The sequence below is a fragment of the Chryseobacterium soli genome (assembly GCF_000737705.1).
Taxonomy (GTDB): Bacteria; Bacteroidota; Bacteroidia; order Flavobacteriales; family Weeksellaceae; genus Chryseobacterium; species Chryseobacterium soli.
This window is the reverse complement of record NZ_JPRH01000004.1, coordinates 101,788-119,758: the sequence shown is the minus strand read 5'-3', so window position 1 is coordinate 119,758 and position 17,971 is coordinate 101,788. Positions and strand designations below refer to the sequence as shown.

The window sequence follows — 17,971 nt, the reverse complement described above, 5'->3', positions numbered from 1 at the left end:
TTTTTTTATTATGATTTTTAATGAAATAATTAAACTTAGAATATTTTATTAAATGTTAATTATTTTGTGAATTTTATTAAATATTTTTCAAAATCAATTTAATCTAAGTTAGAAATAAATAACTGTATATCCTATGACTCAAGTCATAAGAGTTTTACGATATGATTATTACTTCTTTAATAAGGCATTCATACTATACTGTATATAAATATCAATCCGATTTCATGATGTTGAAAACGGATTGATAAATTGCAGATAAAGATTGATTATCTGCTTCTTTTTACTGAATCTAAGTGGTGTGACGTGCTGTCACTATGTGAAATTTTCATGGTGTCGGAACTTGCAGCAGGAGCAGCTGTCGTGGTAGAATCGGTAATAATGGTATTCGTATTGGTCTTTTCAATTACCTTTTCTTTTTTTGTGCAGCTCAGGACAATGAATCCCAAACCGAGAACTGATAAGATGATATTTTTCATGTACTTTCTATTTTGGTGTGAATCAAAAATAGATAAAATACAGCCCCTATTTTATGACCATGATCATATACCGGAAGGGATTTCTGTAATTTTGTTCATTATTTGAAGAACTTTAAAATTATCTACGAAATTTTAAAATAAAAAGCCGCTCAAATCTTTGAACGGCTTTTTCATTGTCAGCAATGTAAAATATTATTCTGCCTTATTTTTAAGCATCATCAGAAGGCTGTAAGCTCCTTTCTCAACAATCTTTTTATTCTTGAAAAAGTCTGCTTTTGTAATCTCCGTGAACTGATCATCAGAAATACCGGTAGTTACAGGAATCATTTTGTAAGTATGCTTTCCCATATCTTCAAAAACATAATTTTTATTTTCAAAAGAAACTATCGCTTCATTGGGGAGTCCTAATGTGTATCTGCTGTTGATGCTTACTTCTGCGTTCATATACATTCCCATGATGTATTCAGAATTGGGTACAGAAAGTTTTGCAATGGCAATGGATGAACCTCCGTTTTCAATGTTCGGAACCATGCTGATGATTTTTGCATTGGATTTTTTATCGGGATTCTGATTGGTGTACACCGCAATCTCCTGCCCTATTTTAAGATCGTTGACATCATTTTCAAAAACTTTTAATTCCAGTAATAGTCCGGCAGGATTGATGAGTTCAAACAACGTGTCAGACGGATTGATGTATTGCCCGTTACTCACCGAAATTTTACTCACAAAACCATTGAAAGGGGCATACACATTAATACGGCTTCTGATATTTCCTGAATTCAGACCTTTTGCATTAATTCCGATAATTCTTAATTTCTCTTCGAGGCCTTTAAGGGTGGCATTCAAAGTAGAATAATCTGCCTGTGCGGTCTGCAATGTTTTATCACTGCTTGCCTTGCTGGTATTCAGATCTTTTTGTCGGTTAAGGTTGAGGCGTGCAGATTCCAGTTGTGCTTTTGTCACCAGATAATCCTGCTGAAGCTGAATGAACTGCGGATCTTCCACTACAGCCAATACCTGCCCTTTAGAAAAATGACTTCCGTTGATAACATTAATGGATTTGATATGCCCACCCATAATGCTGGACAGGAGACTGATGTGTGAAGGTGCAATATTCACCTTACCATTCAATCTTACCAGCTTTAGCATATTTTTATTCTGAAGAGTTGTAGTGGTAAGTCCTGCCGTAGTGAGCTGCTGTTGTGATAAGTGTACAATATTCTGATCATTTTTGGATGATTTTGTATTCTCATACACGGTTTTTTCTTCTTCTTTTTTTCCTGAGCATGAAGACAAAACGGCTATGGTGATAAGACTGTATATTGATGTTTTTTTGAAATGCATTGTGCTTTTATTTTGAAATTAAGAAATTAAGTTCTGCTCCGATCTGGTTCAGGTTCTCCAGGTTTTCGATATAATCAACTTTTATTTTTACGGCCTGATTGGTGAGGATTACCCAGTTCAGAAAATCTATTTCTCCCGCTTCCATTTGTTTCTGGGCAGCCAAAAGAATTGTCTCTGATTTTGGAAGCTGTTTCTTTTCGTAATTTTCTACAATCGTAAGCTGATTCATATAATTATTAATCTGCTGTTTCATCCTGTTTTTAAGCTCAATTTCTTTTCTCTGATACTCATTTTCAGAGACTTTAATTTTAGATTTTGCAGCTTCTGCCAAAGCCCGCTGTCCTTTTGTAAACAAAGGAATTCCCACTCCCAGCAGAACTGAATTAAAACGGTTATTATTGATATTTTTCATGCTCTGATTGGTATAGCCGATCAGAAGATCCGGAAGAAGTTTGCTTTTCTCCAGTTTTGCTTCCGCTTCATTCACTTTGATCTGCTGGTCCAGGAACTGCAGTTCCGGATGCTGCTTAATGTCATTTTCTGAAAACTGTACATTCACTTTCATTATGGGTTGGTCTGCCACAGGCTGATAGGACTGTTCGGACTGAAGTAATAACTGGAACTGCAATTTTGCAATATCAAGACTGTTTTCAAGACTATTCAGCTGGATTATGGCCTGTTCTTTTTGAATTTCGGCGGTAGATTCCTCTAAAATATTGGCCTCACCCTTTTTCAATCGTAAGCCTGCTTTTTCTGCAAAACCATTATAAAGCCGTTCAATATATTCAAGTACTTTTTTCTTTTCCCGAAGGGTAATAATCCTATAAAATACCTCGGAAACCTCTTTCGTCAGTTGGGTTTTTGTTAATTTTTGATTAATGAGACCCGCGATCCATTCGGCGTCCAGCATCTGCTTCTTTTTAGAATAAACGGTTGGAAAATTGAAACGTTGGGAAACTGAAATGGAATTATCGGTTTCCTCCCCCTGAATCTGTCCAAATCCGCCTGTAACTTCAAGTTGTGGGATGTCCAGGTAGCTGGATTTTAATTTTTCCTGATATTCTGAAATAAGTTTTGAATTTTTTAGAGTTCCATTCTGTTGGTAGGCCTTTTCCAATGCCTGTTCAAGGGTAATTGTTTCCTGAGCCTGAGCACTTCCGAAAGAAATAAAGAACAGGAGTATAGTCAGTTTTTTATATTGGTTTTTTTTAGAAAATTTCATTTTTTTATTAGATATTCGTTCAAATAAGACATAAAGAATCGGCAGGACAAAGAGGGTTAAGAAGGTAGCAAGCATCAACCCTCCGATCACGACTGTTGCCAGAGGCCTCTGCACTTCCGCACCTGCACCGCTGCTCAAAGCCATCGGTAAAAATCCTAATGAGGCCACAAAAGCGGTCATCAGGACCGGACGAAGACGTATTCTGGTTCCCATCAGTACAATTCTGCTGGTATTTTTTATTCCGTTGTTTTTAAGCCGGTTAAATTCCGAGATCAATACAATTCCGTTCAGTACGGCAACACCAAACAGGGCAATGAATCCTACTCCCGCACTGATGCTGAAAGGCATTCCCCTTAATGCAAGGAAATACACCCCGCCAATCGCGGATAACGGAATAGCCGTGTAGATCAGAAGACTGTGTTTTACAGAACCGAATGCAAAGAAAAGCAAGAGGAAAATCATCACTAATGAAATAGGAACAGCAATTCCCAATCTGGCTTTCGCTTCATTCAAATTTTCAAAAGCACCTCCGTAAGAAATGGTATATCCTGATGATAATTGTAAGTTTTTATCTGCTTTCTGCTGAAGTTCTTCCACAATCGTCTGGACATCTCTTCCCCGAACGTTAAATCCTACCACAATTCTTCGTTTGGTATCTTCTCTCTGGATCTGGTTTGGACTGCTTTTCAGTTCTATAGAGGCTAACTGGTATAATGGGATTTGCTCACCGGTAGAGGTCGGAACCAATAGATTCTGAATGCTGGTGAGGTCTTTTTTATGCTCATGATCCATACGGACCACCACATCAAATTTTCTTTCCCCTTCATATAAAGCCCCGGCTGTCTGACCCGCAAAAGCCATATTGATCACCCTATTGATATCTTTTACAGGAATATTGTACCGTGAAAGTGCCGGGCGATTATAGTCAATAACTACCTGCGGTGCGCCTACAACAGGCTCAAGATATAAATCCTGCGCTCCTTTTACAGTGGTAATAATGGCTCCTAATTTTTTAGCATACGATGCAAGGCTATCAAGATCTTCCCCGTAAATTTTACAGACTACATCCTGTCTTGCCCCGGTCATCAGTTCATTGAAACGCATCTGAACAGGAAACTGGAATCCGGTTGTTAATCCCGGAATTACCTTTAAAGCTTCGCTCATTTTTGCTGACAGCTCCGGGAATGAGGTTGCAGAAGTCCATTCTTTCTTAGGTTTTAAAACGATGATCATATCCCCGGCATCCATTGGCATGGGTTCAGTAGGTATTTCGGCACTTCCGATTTTAGTGACTACCTTTTGAACCTCCGGAAACTTTTTTAATAAAATGTTGGCAGCCTGCGTGGTTACTTTTTTAGTTTCATTGATGTTGCATCCCTGAAGAATACGCATCTCAACAGCAAAATCACCTTCTTCCAACGAAGGAATAAATTCGCCGCCCATTCTTGAAAGTGTGAAAACAGCACCGATAAAAAGAGCCAATACCGCAAGAATAATAGATTTTCTGTACTTAAGTGCTTTGATCAGCAGTTTTTGATGCCCTGCTTCTACTTTTGCCATTACTTTATCCGAGATATTGTCTTTTTCTTTCTTCTTTCTGCTCAACACCAGGGAACTCATCATGGGGATATACGTCAGAGAAAGCAGAAATGCTCCTACTAAGGCAAATGCAACGGTCTGAGCCATCGGTTTGAACATTTTCCCTTCAATCCCCTGCAGGGTAAAAATAGGAAGATAAACGATTAAAATAATGATCTGTCCAAAAACCGCGCTGTTCACCATTTTGGAAGCCGAATCTGAAACCTGGCCATCCATTTCATTTGTACTCAGCATATTGTTCTTTCCAAAATGCTTCTTGTGGGCAAGCTGATGCAAAACTGCTTCTACAATGATGACTGCTCCGTCTACAATAAGCCCGAAATCAAGGGCGCCCAAGCTCATCAGGTTTCCTCCGACTCCGAAGATATTCATCATGATAATCGCAAAAAACATCGATAGTGGGATGACAGAAGCTACCAATAATCCTGCACGGAAATTCCCTAAGAACACCACCAGAATAAAAACAACAATTAATGCACCTTCCATTAAATTGGTTTTTACCGTGCTGATGGTATTGTTCACCATTTTCGCCCTGTCTAAAAACGGTTCAATAACAATGCCTTCGGGAAGGGATTCCTGGATTTTTTCGAGCCTTTGTTTAATATTTCCGATCACTTCATTGGCATTTTCACCCTTTAGCATGAGCACAATTGCTCCGGAAACTTCTCCGGTATCATTAAAAGTCATCGCCCCGTATCGCGTTGCAAAACCTATTTTCACATCAGCTACATCTTTGATATGAACAGGAATGCCTTCTTTTGTATTGGAAACCTGAATATTTCCGATATCTTCAGTACTTCCTAAAAAGTCCTTCACTTCTGATGAAAAGTACCGTTTCTTTCTTTTCAATATAAGCGCCTCCTGTATTTTGGTTATTCTTTTCCAGCGCATCAAAAACGTCATTGATATTGATGTTGAATGCCTGTAGCTTATTGGGATTGATGGCAATTTCATATTGTTTTAATTTTCCACCGAAGCTGCTCACATCAGCAACCCCTTTTGTTCCCAGCAGCTGGCGACGGATTACCCAATCCTGAATGGTTCTGAGTTCGGTTTCGTCGTAGATATTTTCGTACCCTTTTTTGGCTCTTACAACATATTGAAATATTTCACCCAATCCTGAAGAAATAGGTCCCAGTTCAGGCTTTCCGATCGCTTCCGGTATGTTTTCCTGCACCAATTGAAGACGTTCCTGAACCTGCTGCCGTGCCCAGTACACATCAGTGTCATCGTCAAAAACGACGGTTACCAGGGATAATCCGAAACGGGAAAAACTTCGGAGTTCTGTAATTCCACTGATATTGCTGGTGGCCTGTTCAATAGGAAAGGTAACGAGACGTTCAATATCTGCAGCACCATAAGACGGAGCAACCGTAATGACCTGCACCTGGTTATTGGTGATATCGGGCTGAGCATCAATGGGAAGCTTGGTAGTTTCATACACTCCAAGGAGTATGAGCCCTAAGGTAAAAAGGGCGATAATGAGTTTATTCTTTACAGAAAACTCAATAATTTTATTTAACATGAAAAAATGAATTAATTGATAGATAACAAGAATTGACTGCCTTAAGCATAAAACCTTAAGCATTAATTTTTAATGTAAATCAATTAAGAAAACCGGGGCGGTTGGAAAATCCTCGAGAGAAAGAGACTGGAAAAGCCTTTTTCCTGATAGATACTGTTGTTTTGAGAAATGATGATTTCTCTGGGTTTTTCTAGGGTAAAAATCGTCTGTGGAAGCTGTGCATGGACCATCAGTACGATAGGCGGATTGATGAATGGAAGTTTTTGATCGGTATCCCAGTCCGAGTCTTCTTTATGATTATCATAATGTTCAACCATAAACTCGGCAAAAGTACCTTCATATTCCATAAGATGTTCGATGAATACCGGTACCTTTAGCACTTCCGCCATATTGGTGGTAGCAAGTACGTAGATCATAGAGAATAATATCGAAAACCATTTCAGCATACACTGCAAATATAAGGCTTAATTTTTTCCTGTAAAAAATGTACAGCATTAATTTTATGTAATAAAATAGCCTGTATAAGCTGTTTGTATAGATCTCTGACGTAAAATGATTAGCATTATTCCACCTACAGCAAATAAGCTTTGAGATTTTAATAAAAACTTGCATTGTAGTAGAAATAAAAAGCAATATTTCAGTTTTTTTTCAGATATTTGATTCTCAGTAATTTTAATCGATCTATGATTCCAATTAATGAGCTTTTATTTTTCGCCCTGGCGGCTTTTTTACTCGTAATCAGCCCCGGACCCAATATGATTTATGTAATTTCCAGAACACTTTCCCAGGGGAAAATTTCAGGATTAATTTCGCTGGCCGGCGTTATATGCGGTTTCTTTTTCCATATTGTACTGGTTTCTTTTGGGCTTACAGCTATACTTTTTGCGGTGCCGTATGCGTATCTCGTCTTAAAGTTTGCAGGAACAGCGTATTTATTATTCCTTGCCTACCAGGCTTTCAGACCAAAAGGAAAAGATGTATTTAAGGTGAATGCCCATGCTCCGCACGATTCCCGTAAAAAACTTTTTATGGTTGGGTTTTTAACGAATGTTCTGAATCCTAAAGTTGCATTTTTTTATCTGTCACTATTTCCTCAGTTTATCAAACCGGAATATGGTTCAGTGTGGGTGCAAAGTTTAGAGCTTGGTGCATTGCAGGTTTTGATCAGTTCGTCTGTTAACTTCATGATTGTCATTTCAGCAGCTGGAATTGCCACTTTTTTCAACAAAAATCCTTTATGGCTCAAAGCTCAAAAATGGCTGATGGGAAGTGTTCTTACCTGTCTTGCCATCAAAATGGCTTTTTCTCATCCGAAGTAAAGAAGAAATTGTATTAAAATAAAAATTCCCGGATATGTCCGGGAATTTCAGTATCTATTTACAGATTATTGATGGGGAATCTGTGCTTTTTCATAAATTAAGCCTTCGTCCTTTAATTCATTCCAGAACTCTCCCGGAATGGCTGCGTACAAACCATTGATATTGTCCTGAACCTGATCCGGCTTGCTTGCCCCGGGAATGATCGCGGCAAATTCATCTGCGGCAAGAACAAAATGAATCCCGGCATGCATAATATCTGTCCCGTATTTTCTGGCAATTTCTGCTATTTTATCCCGCTTTTCCGTCATTCCTTTTGGAATCACCTCTTTATAGTTATACCGGTCTCTGCCTGCCAAGAATCCGGAATTATATCCCGCTCCTGAAACCAGCTTTACTCCAGCTTTTTTTACAGCAGGAAGCAACCGATCTACTGCATCTTCATGCTCTAAAATAGAATATTGAGTTGCCGAAAGACAGATGTCCGGATCCGCTGCTTCAATACAGTCTAAAATTGGTTCTATCTTATTCACTCCCATTCCCCAGGCTTTTATCACTCCCTGATCACGCAGTTCTGAAAGTACTTTAAATGCCCCTTTTTTAGCCTGTTCCAAAAAGTAAGGATAGCGGTCTCCTACCTGATCTTCGGAAAGATCATGGATGTATACGATATCGATATGGTTCAGCCCTGTTCGCTGTAAACTGTCTTCAATGGATTTTTTGATGGCATCTGCGGTATAATCATGTTTAAAATCATAATTCAATGGTTTTTTCCACATGGTCGGTGGTACTTCAGATTCCGGGACTTCTTTAAAAAGTCTTCCCACTTTTGTTGAAAATATAAAATCGCCGCGGTCTTTATTTTGTAAGAATGATCCAAATCTTCTTTCGCTTTTTGTAAGGCCATACCATGGTGAGGTGTCATAATACCGGATTCCGAGATCCCAGGCTTTTTCCAAAATATCAAGTGCTTCTTCATCTGTAATGTTTTCAAAAGCTGTTCCGATGGCTACCCCTCCTAATCCTAATTTGTGTTCTTCTTTTAAAATGTCTGTTTTCATATGTTTATATTTAAAATTTGGGTTAGTCTATCAGATGCAAACATCATGCTGATTACGCCACCAAAAATGATTAAAAATATTGGAGGTTAAACTGAACATGTCTTTTCAGGTATTCAGTTTTTGTGATATATAAACCTTGTGAAAACAGGAAACAATACTGATTTAGCGGATAGTGAACTGGATTCTACTGTTTTATATTATGAATTTAATAGTTATAAATTATTTAACTTAATGATTAAATATTTATACTTATTTTTATCCTAAAATTTTTAATTCATATTGTTTTATATTTACTAATTATCTAGTATTCTATGTATGGTAATCAATGAAGAACTATTATTTTCATCAGGGGGAGAACTGATGCATTATGATACCGACGAAGCTATTTTTAACGAAGGCGATTCGCCCCGATTTTATTTTCAGATCATTACTGGAACGGTAAAAATTAATAATTATCATGAAGACGGCCGGGAAATTATCCACAGTGTACCTTTTGACGGGCATTGTTTTGCAGAAACTTCTATATTTTCAAATAAAGATTATCCCATCAATGCAGTTGCAATGACCGATTGTGAGATTGTAAGACTTGAAAAAAATAAATTTCTGAACATGATTAATTCATCTCCGGAACTGTTAATGAAGTTATACACCTTTACGGCGGAAAGAATGCATTACCGATATATTATGCTCAATAATATGTCTGCTGCAGATCCCAGAACAAAGATCATCGGACTGATAGACTGTTTCAAAACCTATAATAATTTCAGAGAACCCTATTCTTATCAGTTTCCGTTTACACGTCAACAACTTGCTGCTTTTACAGGATTAAGCGTAGAAACAGTGATCAGAACGGTAAAGAAAATGGAAAAGGAAAAAATTGTAAAAATTGAAACAGGAAAAATATTGTATTAGCCTTATCCAACAATATAGCAATACTACAGTAGCAGATCCATGTATAAATGCTGTTTCTTTATTAATTTTATATGCTACACATATGAAATATAAAAATCAGAAAATTATATTACTTTATTTGAGAAATAGCCATTGATATAAACAATTATTATTTTAAAGAATATTAGTTATTATCATGTTTTGAATACTGCATTTTTTGTTTATATTTGCGGATCGAAATAATTTTTTTTCATCATTTGTGTTTTTTTAATGCTCCCATTCTTGGGAGCATTTTTTATTTAATATATTTATAATCAATTATGTAGATTTTTAAGTAAAAATACGTACTTGCAAATTTGGTATTTTATACGCTATGTTATTTCTCATTTTAGTGACAACTTTGACATGTTAAACAACATAAAACTTTTACACCATGTCAAAATTCAAAATTAATATCATTGCAGGTCCGCTTTGGAGCAATGATCAAGCACAAAAATTAGGTGGCCGTATTGCTGCTGCCCATTTAGGAAAATTTACCGGACAGTGGTCTACCATTGTTGAAGGAGAAATGAGCGTTATTGAAGTTGAGTACGATACAGCTCCTGTCGGAAGTACTGAATATACTATGGATGTTCTTGCCGGACCGCTTTGGAGCATTGAAGATGCTAAAGAAGTTTGTCCTGCTATCTGCGCTTCTTACGGAGGCAAATGGAACGGACAATGGACAACAGTCGTAGAAGGCAAAATGAGCGTTTGCGGCTGTGTATTTACCTTCTAAGGATACATAAAAAACAATGTAGAAATCTCCGGGGCAACCTGGGGATTTTTTGTTTTCAATACGTTATTTAATATTTTTCACAAAATCGGTAGGCCTGAATTTCATGACAGACTGAAAACTCCGGGTATACGCCTGAACACTCTTGTACCCTACTTCATAAGCAGTTTCTGAAATTGTGAGATGATCAGAGCTCAGCAATTCCAGACTTTTGATAATGCGAAGCATCTGTTGGTATTTGCTTAATGTCAAACCTGTTTCCTTTTTAAAAATCCGTTCCAGGGTACGCAAAGAAAGTAGGGCAATGTCGCTCAAGTCTTCTATTTTAATGTCTTTGCTGTAGTAGTCATGAAGATAATCCATCGCTTTAGTGAGACGTTTGTCCTTGGGAAGGCTGATGTGCAGTTTTAAAGAATGGGCCACAAAATGCGGAAGTTCATTGAAAAGCGCTCCGAGAAATAAGGTTTCATCTTTATTTTCTGCTGTGTTCTTGGACCATTTTTCAGCATATTTTATCATTTCCTTTAAAACCGGAGGCACTGAAAACACATTCACTTCATGATAAAAAGAATCTGTACTGTCTATATCGGCAAACATAATCATAAGTTTGATCTTTTCTGAGTGTGAATTTGTTTTGTGAACAGCATCTGCCGGAATCCAGACGGCATGATTTTGAGGCAGAAGGTATTTTTTTTCTTCAATGGTGATGTACTGAAAGCCGCTTTCAACATACACCAGCTGGCCTTTTTTATGATGATGAAGTACGTCATCATGTACCCAATTTTCTTCAAACCAGACTAAATAGGGTTTGTTGATTTCATCTATACTAATTACATCAGAAGTATCCATGTCGTTTTAGGTTAAAACTTTGGCAAAATTAAACAAAACTACTGTATTAATTTTGTATCAAATTATTTTTATTATGATGATAAATAATGAAACCAGAAAGAAATCTTCCTATGTTTTGTTGATACTCAATATATTAGTGGTGATATTGGTGTCGAGTAATCTTCGGTCGCCGATTATTTCGGTTGCTCCTGTATTGGGTGATGTGAGAGATGCCTTACAGCTTGATAATTTTCAGGTGAGTATGCTGACTTCCATTCCATTGTTTATGTTTGCCACCTGTTCGGTTTTGGTGAGCCGGTTTTCTCATAAGTTTACGATCAGCCGTTTTTTGATGTATTCGCTTATTATTTTGAGTTTCGGTTTATTGCTTCGGATTATGGGATCACTTTGGACGTTGTTTGCCGGGTCATTATTTATAGGATTGGGTATCTGTATCGGAAATGTAGTTACTCCAGGGTATGTTAAAAGTAATTTTCCTAAACAAATCGGTCTGATGACGGGTATTTTTGCCGTTTCAATGAATCTTACAGCGGCATTAGCTTCGGGATTTAGTGTCCGGATTGGGGAATGGACGGGTTTCGGATGGCGTGGATCTTTGGGAATCTGGCTTGTGATTGCCGGTTTAGGATTATTGGTTCTGATATTGGAAATTATATTCAATAAAAAGAATACTGATGATAAGAAAACTACTGTAAGTGTTTCGGATTTTAATATGTTCAAATCTGCTCAGGCCTGGAATATCAGTATTTTTATGGGGCTCCAGTCTTTATTTTATTATTGTCTGGTAACGTGGCTTCCTTCTTTGCTTACAGATTTTAATATGAAAGGTGACAGTCCGGGATGGGTTTTATTTTTCATTCAGATTACCATGATTCCGATTGCATTCTGCTGTCCGATTATTGCCAGTAAAATGAAAGACCAGCGAATAATGATCATTTTCATCTGTACTTTAATGTTTACCAGCACAATGATGTTTGCCTGGCTGGGAGCTCAATGGGTGTATTTCAATGCTGTGATCATCGGTATTTCTAACGGATTATCATTCAGTTTATCGATATTATTCTTTTCTACCCGAACAAAAAACAGTGCCAATGCCATCAAGATTTCGGGAATGGCGCAGTCTGTGGGATATCTTATTGCAGCATTCGGTCCGCCGGTATTTGGAAAACTGCATGACTGGGATCCTTCCTGGAAAGGCTCTTTTTATTTTTTAAGTATTACGGTTATTCTGATGTTCTATTTTGGGATGAAAGCCGCCAGAAATAAAACGGTGGAAGATTAATGTACAGATAACAAAAAAGTCTCTTTCGAGACTTTTTTTATTTTATGAGTTTGAAGGAATTTTTCAATTTTTATCTTATTATGTCACTCTTTTTTTGCCGCTGGCCACCACCCAATGGTCTTTTTTGCATTTTGGACAGCTTTCGGCATTTCCTGTTGTTTTGATTTCCGTATGTCCGCAGAATGTACAGGCATAATGTCCTTCTTTATCAATTACTGTTAAGATTTTGTCCAGAGAACCCGGCATGATGGGAAGTCCATATTTTACTTCTTTTTCATCATAATAAAAAACACTAATCTCTCCTGAAATCTCCTCAATGGCTGCTTCAACCTGACCTAACTGTGAGACTCCTTTTATTCTTAATTCCGCAAAAAATTCATCGCTTCCAAGGTTTTCTTTTTTAAAATTATCGATAGCAAATTCACCATTTTCAATGAGACAGATTGATTTTCCTTCCAAGAGTTGTTCAAATGCTTTATGTTTTCCTATAAAATGCGTGATAATGCTGTACAGAAGAATGATAACTCCAAAAACAATGATTGAGGAAACGATTCCTACATCTTTATTGAACATGGGATCTCCTGCCGCCGAACCCAAACCTATGATAACCACCAATTCGAAAATGGAAAGTTGTTTCACTCCTCTTTTTCCGAGAATTCTCAATCCAATAATAATGGTTAAAAACATAATGGCGGTACGCAGTATGATCTCAAGAATAAATGACCATTCTTCATGACCCATTAATAATTCTTTCCAGTTAAGGGTTAATAGAAATGTTGATAGCAGCATAGACCATTATTTTCTAGCAGGAGTTCAAAAAATAAGCCAATTAATGACCATCAATAAAGGATTTACATTTAAACTTCAATAAGCAATGTGGTATTTCTCTCGCTGATTTTACAGATTGTGCTGATTAAAGATTGATACAAATGGTTTTAACTTAAAAAAGTAAAGGAACTTCTTCTCCATCCTCTAAAACGATGCATCTTTTTTCCAAATGCTGTTCATCTATTTTCTCCTTAATAAAATTTCTATTTTCCTTACAGTGGCTTACTGCTTCCAAATGAGTAACCCAAACGGTTGCTTCAGGTGCATGCTGGCAGAGCTTTATAAGATCTTCGCTGGTCATAATGATAGGATCTCCAACGGAAAATGTGGCAGCTCCGCCTGCGGCAATGATGTGCTGTGGTTGGTGTTCATCAATTTCATAGGCAATTCTATCATACCAAATGCTGTCGCCGATGACATACACTGAATTTTCTGCCTTCTTAAAAACAAATCCATTAACGGTTCCCATCTTCTCTCCTATTTCTCCGGTTCCGTGAAGGCCATTAGTCAGAGAAATACTGATGCCCTTCCACATAATATGGTCATGTATTGCTATTGTATTTGTGAATCCTTGTTGAGTAATTTGGCTGGCAATAGATTCCGGACAGATGACAGGAATGTTTTTGTCCAAAAGTTCTATAGCTTTAGTATCCCAATGGTCCGGATGAAGGTGAGATACTGCAACAGCATCTATATTGGATAATTTTTTGGCAAGTTCTTGATCACTAAAAGGAAGATCTATCAATGGATTTAATAAGCCATTATCTGTCATTGGAAATGCTCCGAGAGCACCTTTTCCGCCCAACATAGGATCGATAAGAATATTGAGATTGTCAATTGTTAATACTAATGTGGCGTTTCGCCATAACTGTAATTTCATGTGGTTTTATTTTATTGCAAAGTTATGGCTTAAGGGCGTTTTCAACATGGATGGTTACCAAAAGGTGGTTCGAATAAATGGAAAATCGTATGTGTTTTTTTGATTTTTATTTCCCGCAGATTGAGCAAATTCCGCAGATTAAATATTTATTTATTTTTGAAAAATGGATATGTCTTTTGAATTGTCGAAATTTGCTGATCTTTAAGACAATGGACTATGAATTTTGAAGATTTTAAAAACTGCGGACTGAGACGAAGTCTTGATATTCTTTCCGGAAAATGGAAGCCTTTGATTCTTTTGAATCTTTTTGAGCAGGATCAGGTTCGCTTTGTGGAATTATGGCGGAATATGCCCAGGATTTCAAAAAAAGTGCTTGCAGAACAGTTAAAACAACTGGAGGAAGATCATATTGTTCAACGGATTGAAGTGTATGGTTTTCCTCCAGAAGTATATTATAAACTTACAGATAGAGCCCGCCAATTGGGGCCTGTTCTGGACGCTTTGCATGATTGGGGAAATCAATCAAAATAACTTAAGCTTACCTGTTTTATTACAATAATTCTACTTGTTTAATCTTAAAAAACTAAGTGATTTAAAATTTCTGACCACAGATTTCTCAGATTAGCACAGATGAATTATGTTTTCAGCTCGCACAGATTGTCCGGATTGAGCTGATTTTTTCTTTCTTGATGAACAAAAATCGTTGATTTTTTTTAAGCTCATGTGTGCTTTCTACCTGTAACCATGTAAAATTAATAAAACTGAAGTATTTAAAAATTTTTGTGGCTTAAATTTTATGATCACAGATTTCTCAGATGTACAAGGATGGCTGTCATTTTGTGGTTATAATAAAAATTTTAGGTTTGCTTAAATACATCTAAAACCTCCAGAATTTGCCGGTAAATAAAATCCAATTCGTCTGAAGTTATACAATAGGGCGGAACGAGGTACATCACATTCCCCAAAGGACGCATAATAATGCCGCGCTGTAAAAATTCGTGATAGATTTTTTTTCCTATTTCATTAAAATAAGAAGTTTCATTGCCATTTTTAAAATCCCATGCGATAATAGTCCCGATCTGTCGTACATTTTCTGCATGAGGATGTTTTTTGAGTCTTTCCGCAAATTGAGAATGCTGATCTGTAATCCGCTTAATATTGAGCTGGGTTTCTTCCTGTAATAAAAGCTCCATACTAGCCAAAGCAGCCGTACAGGCTAAAGGATTGGCAGTAAATGAATGCCCATGAAACAGAGTTTTGTACTTGTCATCAGATAAAAAAGCATTGTAAATATGGTCTGCACAAGTCGTGATTCCCATAGGCATGGTTCCGCCTGTGAGCCCTTTAGAAAAGCACATGATATCCGGTTGCTCCGAAATATAATCAGCCGCAAAAAGCTTTCCGGTTCTTCCAAATCCTGTAAAAACTTCGTCCTGAATCATTAAAATATCATGTTCTTTACAGCATTTCATCAGTTGGTTTAAGTCTTCGGCATTGTAGATCAGCATTCCCGCAGCCCCTTGTATCAGGGGTTCGTAAATAAAACAGGCAATTTCATGGGCATGTTTTTTAATCTGGACTTTTACATCATCTAGATTTCCCGGGTTGGGAGTTTCTATAAAAATAACTTCAAACAGCATTTCCCCAAAAGGTTTTGTCCACACACTCCTTCCGCTTACAGACATCGCCCCGAAAGTATCTCCATGGTACGCATCTTTAAAAGCCAGAATTTTTGTTTTTTCTTTTCCTTGATTATAACCTGACTGGATACACATTTTCAATGCCACTTCCACTGCAGTAGAACCATTATCTGAATAAAAAACTTTCTTCTGATTGCCAGGAAGCAACTGTAGCAGATTTTCTGAAAGCTGTACAGCCGGTTCATGGGTAAATCCTGCAAAAATAACCTGTTCTAATGTCTGTAACTGCTCCGAAACACGTTGTGCGATGTAAGGATGTGCATGACCGTGTAAAGTGACCCACCATGAAGACACCGCATCAATATATTTTTTCCCCTGGTCATCATACAGATATACCCCTTTCCCCTTAACAATAGGAATGATATCATCTGCGGTCTTCATTTGAGTGTAAGGATGCCAGTTGACAGCTTTATCTCTTTTTTTTAAATTTTTCATTTTTGTTTTGATTGTTGGGTTTCGGTTGATGGTTGATAGTTTTTAGTGTTTGGTGCTTGGTGCTTGGTGCTTGGTGCTTGGTGCTTGGTGTGAAAAGTTATAATAAATGATGATGAGATATTGGTATTTTGTAATTTTCAACTATCAACTATCAACTATCAACTATCAACTATCAACTATCAACTAAACATTAACGGTTTCCATCTTTTTCATAGGTTTCAGTCCTAAGGTCTGTAACATCTGCATGTCTTCTGAAACGCCAGGATTAGGGGTAACAAGCAGAGTTTCTCTTTCTCCTGTAAAAATGGAATTAGCCCCTGCCATAAAGCACCAAGCCTGCTCGGATTCAGTCATTTCGATTCGTCCTGCACTTAATCTCACCATGGAAGAAGGCATAACGATTCTTGCGGTGGCAATCATTCGTACCATTTCCCAGGTATCTACTTTTTCGTTATTTTCAAGCGGAGTTCCGGCTACTCTTGCTAATGCATTGATCGGAACGGATTCCGGATGTCTGGGCATGGTTGCCAACGTTAGCAGCATTGATATTCTGTCTCTGTGGGTTTCTCCAAGTCCGATAATTCCGCCTGAACATACGGTCATTCCGGCTTTTCTTACATTATTGATGGTATTGATCCTGTTATCAAATGTTCTTGTCGAAATAATCTCTTCATAATACTGCTCTGAAGTATCCAGATTATGGTTGTAAGCATATAAACCAGCTTCCTGAAGACGTACAGCCTGTTCTTCTGTAAGCATTCCTAACGTACAGCACACTTCAAGGCCAAGTTCATTGACTCCTTTTACCATGTCAATTACCCGATCAAAATCCCTGTTGTTTCGGACTTCACGCCATGCTGCAGCCATACAGAACCGGGAAGAACCGTTATCTTTAGCCTTTTGAGCATGGGCGATAACTGTTTCCGTAGGTAATAATGCCTGAACTTTGATATTAGTATGGTATCGGGCGGCCTGTCCGCAATACGAACAATCTTCTGTACATCCACCTGTTTTGATAGATAATAAGGTAGACATCTGTATTACTGAAGGATCATGCCATTCACGGTGAACGGTTGAAGCTTTATACACCAGTTCGAGCAAAGGCTGATGGTAAATTTCCTCTATTTCTTTTTTGGTCCAGTCATTTCTAAGGGTTGCTTTTGTATCCATTTCTATCAATTTTTTAAATTATTTGCCTGCATTTCAATAGTTTCTTTTGTGATTGCAGACAGATCAGGAAACCTGATTATTTTTGTTTTTTGTTCTGTATAATTAACGATGATGCGTTCTGTGTCGGGTGGAAAAGATCCGTTTAAAATCAAATATTCAATAGGAATTTCCCTTTGTTTTAAAACCATAATTGATAATAACGTATGGTTGATACATCCTAAATAATTTCTGACAACCAGAGCTACAGGAACATTTAGTTTTTCGATTAAATCGATCATGAATTCTGTATCAGAAAGGGGGACCATCAATCCTCCGGCACCTTCTATGATGAGTTTTTTTTCTGTTTCCGGAAGCTGAAAATCTTCAACACGGATCAGTTTTCCCTCTTCTGCTGCTGATTGATGAGGAGATGCAGCAAGCTGTAAGCGATAGGTTTCCGTGTGGCAGTATACCTCATCTCCTACCCAATCTGTAATTTTCATACTGTCGGTATAATGAAGGTCTCCTGACTGTACGGGTTTCCAGTAATCGGCTTTATAATATTTCGTCAGGATTGCTGAACAGACTGTTTTTCCGATTTCAGTTCCAATGCCTGTTATAAATAGTTTCTTCTCCATA

General features: G+C 37.5%; 15 protein-coding genes and 1 pseudogene. 5 read left to right on the top strand and 11 right to left on the bottom strand.

The window, feature by feature from the left end; all coding sequences use genetic code 11:
• Window positions 1-266 precede the first annotated feature (266 nt).
• From IW15_RS10815 to IW15_RS22010, 4 genes and pseudogenes are all read right to left on the bottom strand, one after another.
• Window positions 267-476, bottom strand: a complete 210-nt coding sequence (locus tag IW15_RS10815; protein ID WP_034711283.1) for a hypothetical protein — start codon at window positions 474-476, stop codon at window positions 267-269.
• A 192-nt stretch (window positions 477-668) separates the two neighbouring features.
• Complete coding sequence (locus IW15_RS10810) at window positions 669-1,820, bottom strand: efflux RND transporter periplasmic adaptor subunit (protein ID WP_034711282.1); 1,152 nt, start codon at window positions 1,818-1,820, stop codon at window positions 669-671.
• A 7-nt stretch (window positions 1,821-1,827) separates the two neighbouring features.
• Window positions 1,828-6,166 (bottom strand): annotated as a pseudogene (locus tag IW15_RS10805) (CusA/CzcA family heavy metal efflux RND transporter).
• 83 nt (window positions 6,167-6,249) lie between these two features.
• Window positions 6,250-6,582: a hypothetical protein gene (locus IW15_RS22010; RefSeq protein WP_051881946.1), complete on the bottom strand. Its 333-nt coding sequence runs from the start codon at window positions 6,580-6,582 to the stop codon at window positions 6,250-6,252.
• A gap of 267 nt (window positions 6,583-6,849) precedes the next feature.
• Between IW15_RS22010 and IW15_RS10795 the strand changes: the two genes are divergently transcribed.
• Window positions 6,850-7,485 carry a LysE family translocator gene (locus IW15_RS10795; RefSeq protein WP_034711281.1) on the top strand — a complete coding sequence of 212 codons (636 nt, stop codon included), beginning with the start codon at window positions 6,850-6,852 and terminating at the stop codon, window positions 7,483-7,485.
• A 65-nt stretch (window positions 7,486-7,550) separates the two neighbouring features.
• Here the strand turns inward: IW15_RS10795 and IW15_RS10790 are convergent, their stop codons facing one another.
• On the bottom strand, window positions 7,551-8,543 hold the full coding sequence (locus IW15_RS10790) for an aldo/keto reductase (protein ID WP_034711279.1): 993 nt from the start codon (window positions 8,541-8,543) through the stop codon (window positions 7,551-7,553).
• 315 nt (window positions 8,544-8,858) lie between these two features.
• On the opposite strand from IW15_RS10790, the gene IW15_RS10785 reads away from it, so the two are divergent.
• Window positions 8,859-9,455 (top strand): Crp/Fnr family transcriptional regulator, encoded by a 597-nt coding sequence (locus IW15_RS10785; RefSeq protein ID WP_051881944.1) that lies wholly within the window; start codon window positions 8,859-8,861, stop codon window positions 9,453-9,455.
• Window positions 9,456-9,867: 412 nt separating this feature from the next.
• Window positions 9,868-10,212: a mannan-binding lectin gene (locus IW15_RS10780; RefSeq protein ID WP_034711278.1), complete on the top strand. Its 345-nt coding sequence runs from the start codon at window positions 9,868-9,870 to the stop codon at window positions 10,210-10,212.
• Window positions 10,213-10,275: 63 nt separating this feature from the next.
• On the opposite strand, the gene IW15_RS10775 is transcribed toward IW15_RS10780, so the two are convergent.
• Complete coding sequence (locus tag IW15_RS10775; RefSeq protein WP_034711277.1) at window positions 10,276-11,058, bottom strand: AraC family transcriptional regulator; 783 nt, start codon at window positions 11,056-11,058, stop codon at window positions 10,276-10,278.
• A 73-nt stretch (window positions 11,059-11,131) separates the two neighbouring features.
• On the opposite strand from IW15_RS10775, the gene IW15_RS10770 reads away from it, so the two are divergent.
• Window positions 11,132-12,340: a CynX/NimT family MFS transporter gene (locus IW15_RS10770; protein WP_228384346.1), complete on the top strand. Its 1,209-nt coding sequence runs from the start codon at window positions 11,132-11,134 to the stop codon at window positions 12,338-12,340.
• A gap of 78 nt (window positions 12,341-12,418) precedes the next feature.
• Here IW15_RS10770 and IW15_RS10765 read toward each other — a convergent pair whose 3' ends face one another.
• On the bottom strand, window positions 12,419-13,129 hold the full coding sequence (locus IW15_RS10765; RefSeq protein ID WP_034711276.1) for a DUF421 domain-containing protein: 711 nt from the start codon (window positions 13,127-13,129) through the stop codon (window positions 12,419-12,421).
• Between the two features lie 151 nt (window positions 13,130-13,280).
• Window positions 13,281-14,048 (bottom strand): MBL fold metallo-hydrolase, encoded by a 768-nt coding sequence (locus tag IW15_RS10760; RefSeq protein WP_034711275.1) that lies wholly within the window; start codon window positions 14,046-14,048, stop codon window positions 13,281-13,283.
• Window positions 14,049-14,264: 216 nt separating this feature from the next.
• On the opposite strand from IW15_RS10760, the gene IW15_RS10755 reads away from it, so the two are divergent.
• Window positions 14,265-14,579 carry a winged helix-turn-helix transcriptional regulator gene (locus IW15_RS10755; RefSeq protein WP_034711274.1) on the top strand — a complete coding sequence of 105 codons (315 nt, stop codon included), beginning with the start codon at window positions 14,265-14,267 and terminating at the stop codon, window positions 14,577-14,579.
• Window positions 14,580-14,905: 326 nt separating this feature from the next.
• Here IW15_RS10755 and bioA read toward each other — a convergent pair whose 3' ends face one another.
• The 3 genes from bioA to bioD form a co-directional block, all read right to left on the bottom strand.
• Window positions 14,906-16,183 carry an adenosylmethionine--8-amino-7-oxononanoate transaminase gene (gene bioA / locus IW15_RS10750; protein ID WP_034711272.1) on the bottom strand — a complete coding sequence of 426 codons (1,278 nt, stop codon included), beginning with the start codon at window positions 16,181-16,183 and terminating at the stop codon, window positions 14,906-14,908.
• Window positions 16,184-16,366: 183 nt separating this feature from the next.
• Window positions 16,367-17,353: a biotin synthase BioB gene (bioB, locus tag IW15_RS10745; protein WP_034711271.1), complete on the bottom strand. Its 987-nt coding sequence runs from the start codon at window positions 17,351-17,353 to the stop codon at window positions 16,367-16,369.
• Between the two features lie 5 nt (window positions 17,354-17,358).
• A complete protein-coding gene (gene bioD / locus IW15_RS10740) occupies window positions 17,359-17,970 on the bottom strand; it encodes a dethiobiotin synthase (protein WP_034711841.1) in 612 nt (203 codons plus the stop codon).
• Between the last annotated feature and the right edge of the window lies 1 nt (window position 17,971).

What these genes read in the sequence shown, in the direction of transcription:
- IW15_RS10815 (WP_034711283.1), bottom strand. Translation starts at nt 476, where the DNA reads ATGAAAAATATCATCTTATCAGTTCTCGGTTTGGGATTCATTGTCCTG.
- IW15_RS10810 (WP_034711282.1), bottom strand. Translation starts at nt 1,820, where the DNA reads ATGCATTTCAAAAAAACATCAATATACAGTCTTATCACCATAGCCGTT.
- IW15_RS22010 (WP_051881946.1), bottom strand. Translation starts at nt 6,582, where the DNA reads ATGATCTACGTACTTGCTACCACCAATATGGCGGAAGTGCTAAAGGTA.
- IW15_RS10795 (WP_034711281.1), top strand. Translation starts at nt 6,850, where the DNA reads ATGATTCCAATTAATGAGCTTTTATTTTTCGCCCTGGCGGCTTTTTTA.
- IW15_RS10790 (WP_034711279.1), bottom strand. Translation starts at nt 8,543, where the DNA reads ATGAAAACAGACATTTTAAAAGAAGAACACAAATTAGGATTAGGAGGG.
- IW15_RS10785 (WP_051881944.1), top strand. Translation starts at nt 8,859, where the DNA reads ATGGTAATCAATGAAGAACTATTATTTTCATCAGGGGGAGAACTGATG.
- IW15_RS10780 (WP_034711278.1), top strand. Translation starts at nt 9,868, where the DNA reads ATGTCAAAATTCAAAATTAATATCATTGCAGGTCCGCTTTGGAGCAAT.
- IW15_RS10775 (WP_034711277.1), bottom strand. Translation starts at nt 11,058, where the DNA reads ATGGATACTTCTGATGTAATTAGTATAGATGAAATCAACAAACCCTAT.
- IW15_RS10770 (WP_228384346.1), top strand. Translation starts at nt 11,132, where the DNA reads ATGATGATAAATAATGAAACCAGAAAGAAATCTTCCTATGTTTTGTTG.
- IW15_RS10765 (WP_034711276.1), bottom strand. Translation starts at nt 13,129, where the DNA reads ATGCTGCTATCAACATTTCTATTAACCCTTAACTGGAAAGAATTATTA.
- IW15_RS10760 (WP_034711275.1), bottom strand. Translation starts at nt 14,048, where the DNA reads ATGAAATTACAGTTATGGCGAAACGCCACATTAGTATTAACAATTGAC.
- IW15_RS10755 (WP_034711274.1), top strand. Translation starts at nt 14,265, where the DNA reads ATGAATTTTGAAGATTTTAAAAACTGCGGACTGAGACGAAGTCTTGAT.
- bioA (WP_034711272.1), bottom strand. Translation starts at nt 16,183, where the DNA reads ATGAAAAATTTAAAAAAAAGAGATAAAGCTGTCAACTGGCATCCTTAC.
- bioB (WP_034711271.1), bottom strand. Translation starts at nt 17,353, where the DNA reads ATGGATACAAAAGCAACCCTTAGAAATGACTGGACCAAAAAAGAAATA.
- bioD (WP_034711841.1), bottom strand. Translation starts at nt 17,970, where the DNA reads ATGGAGAAGAAACTATTTATAACAGGCATTGGAACTGAAATCGGAAAA.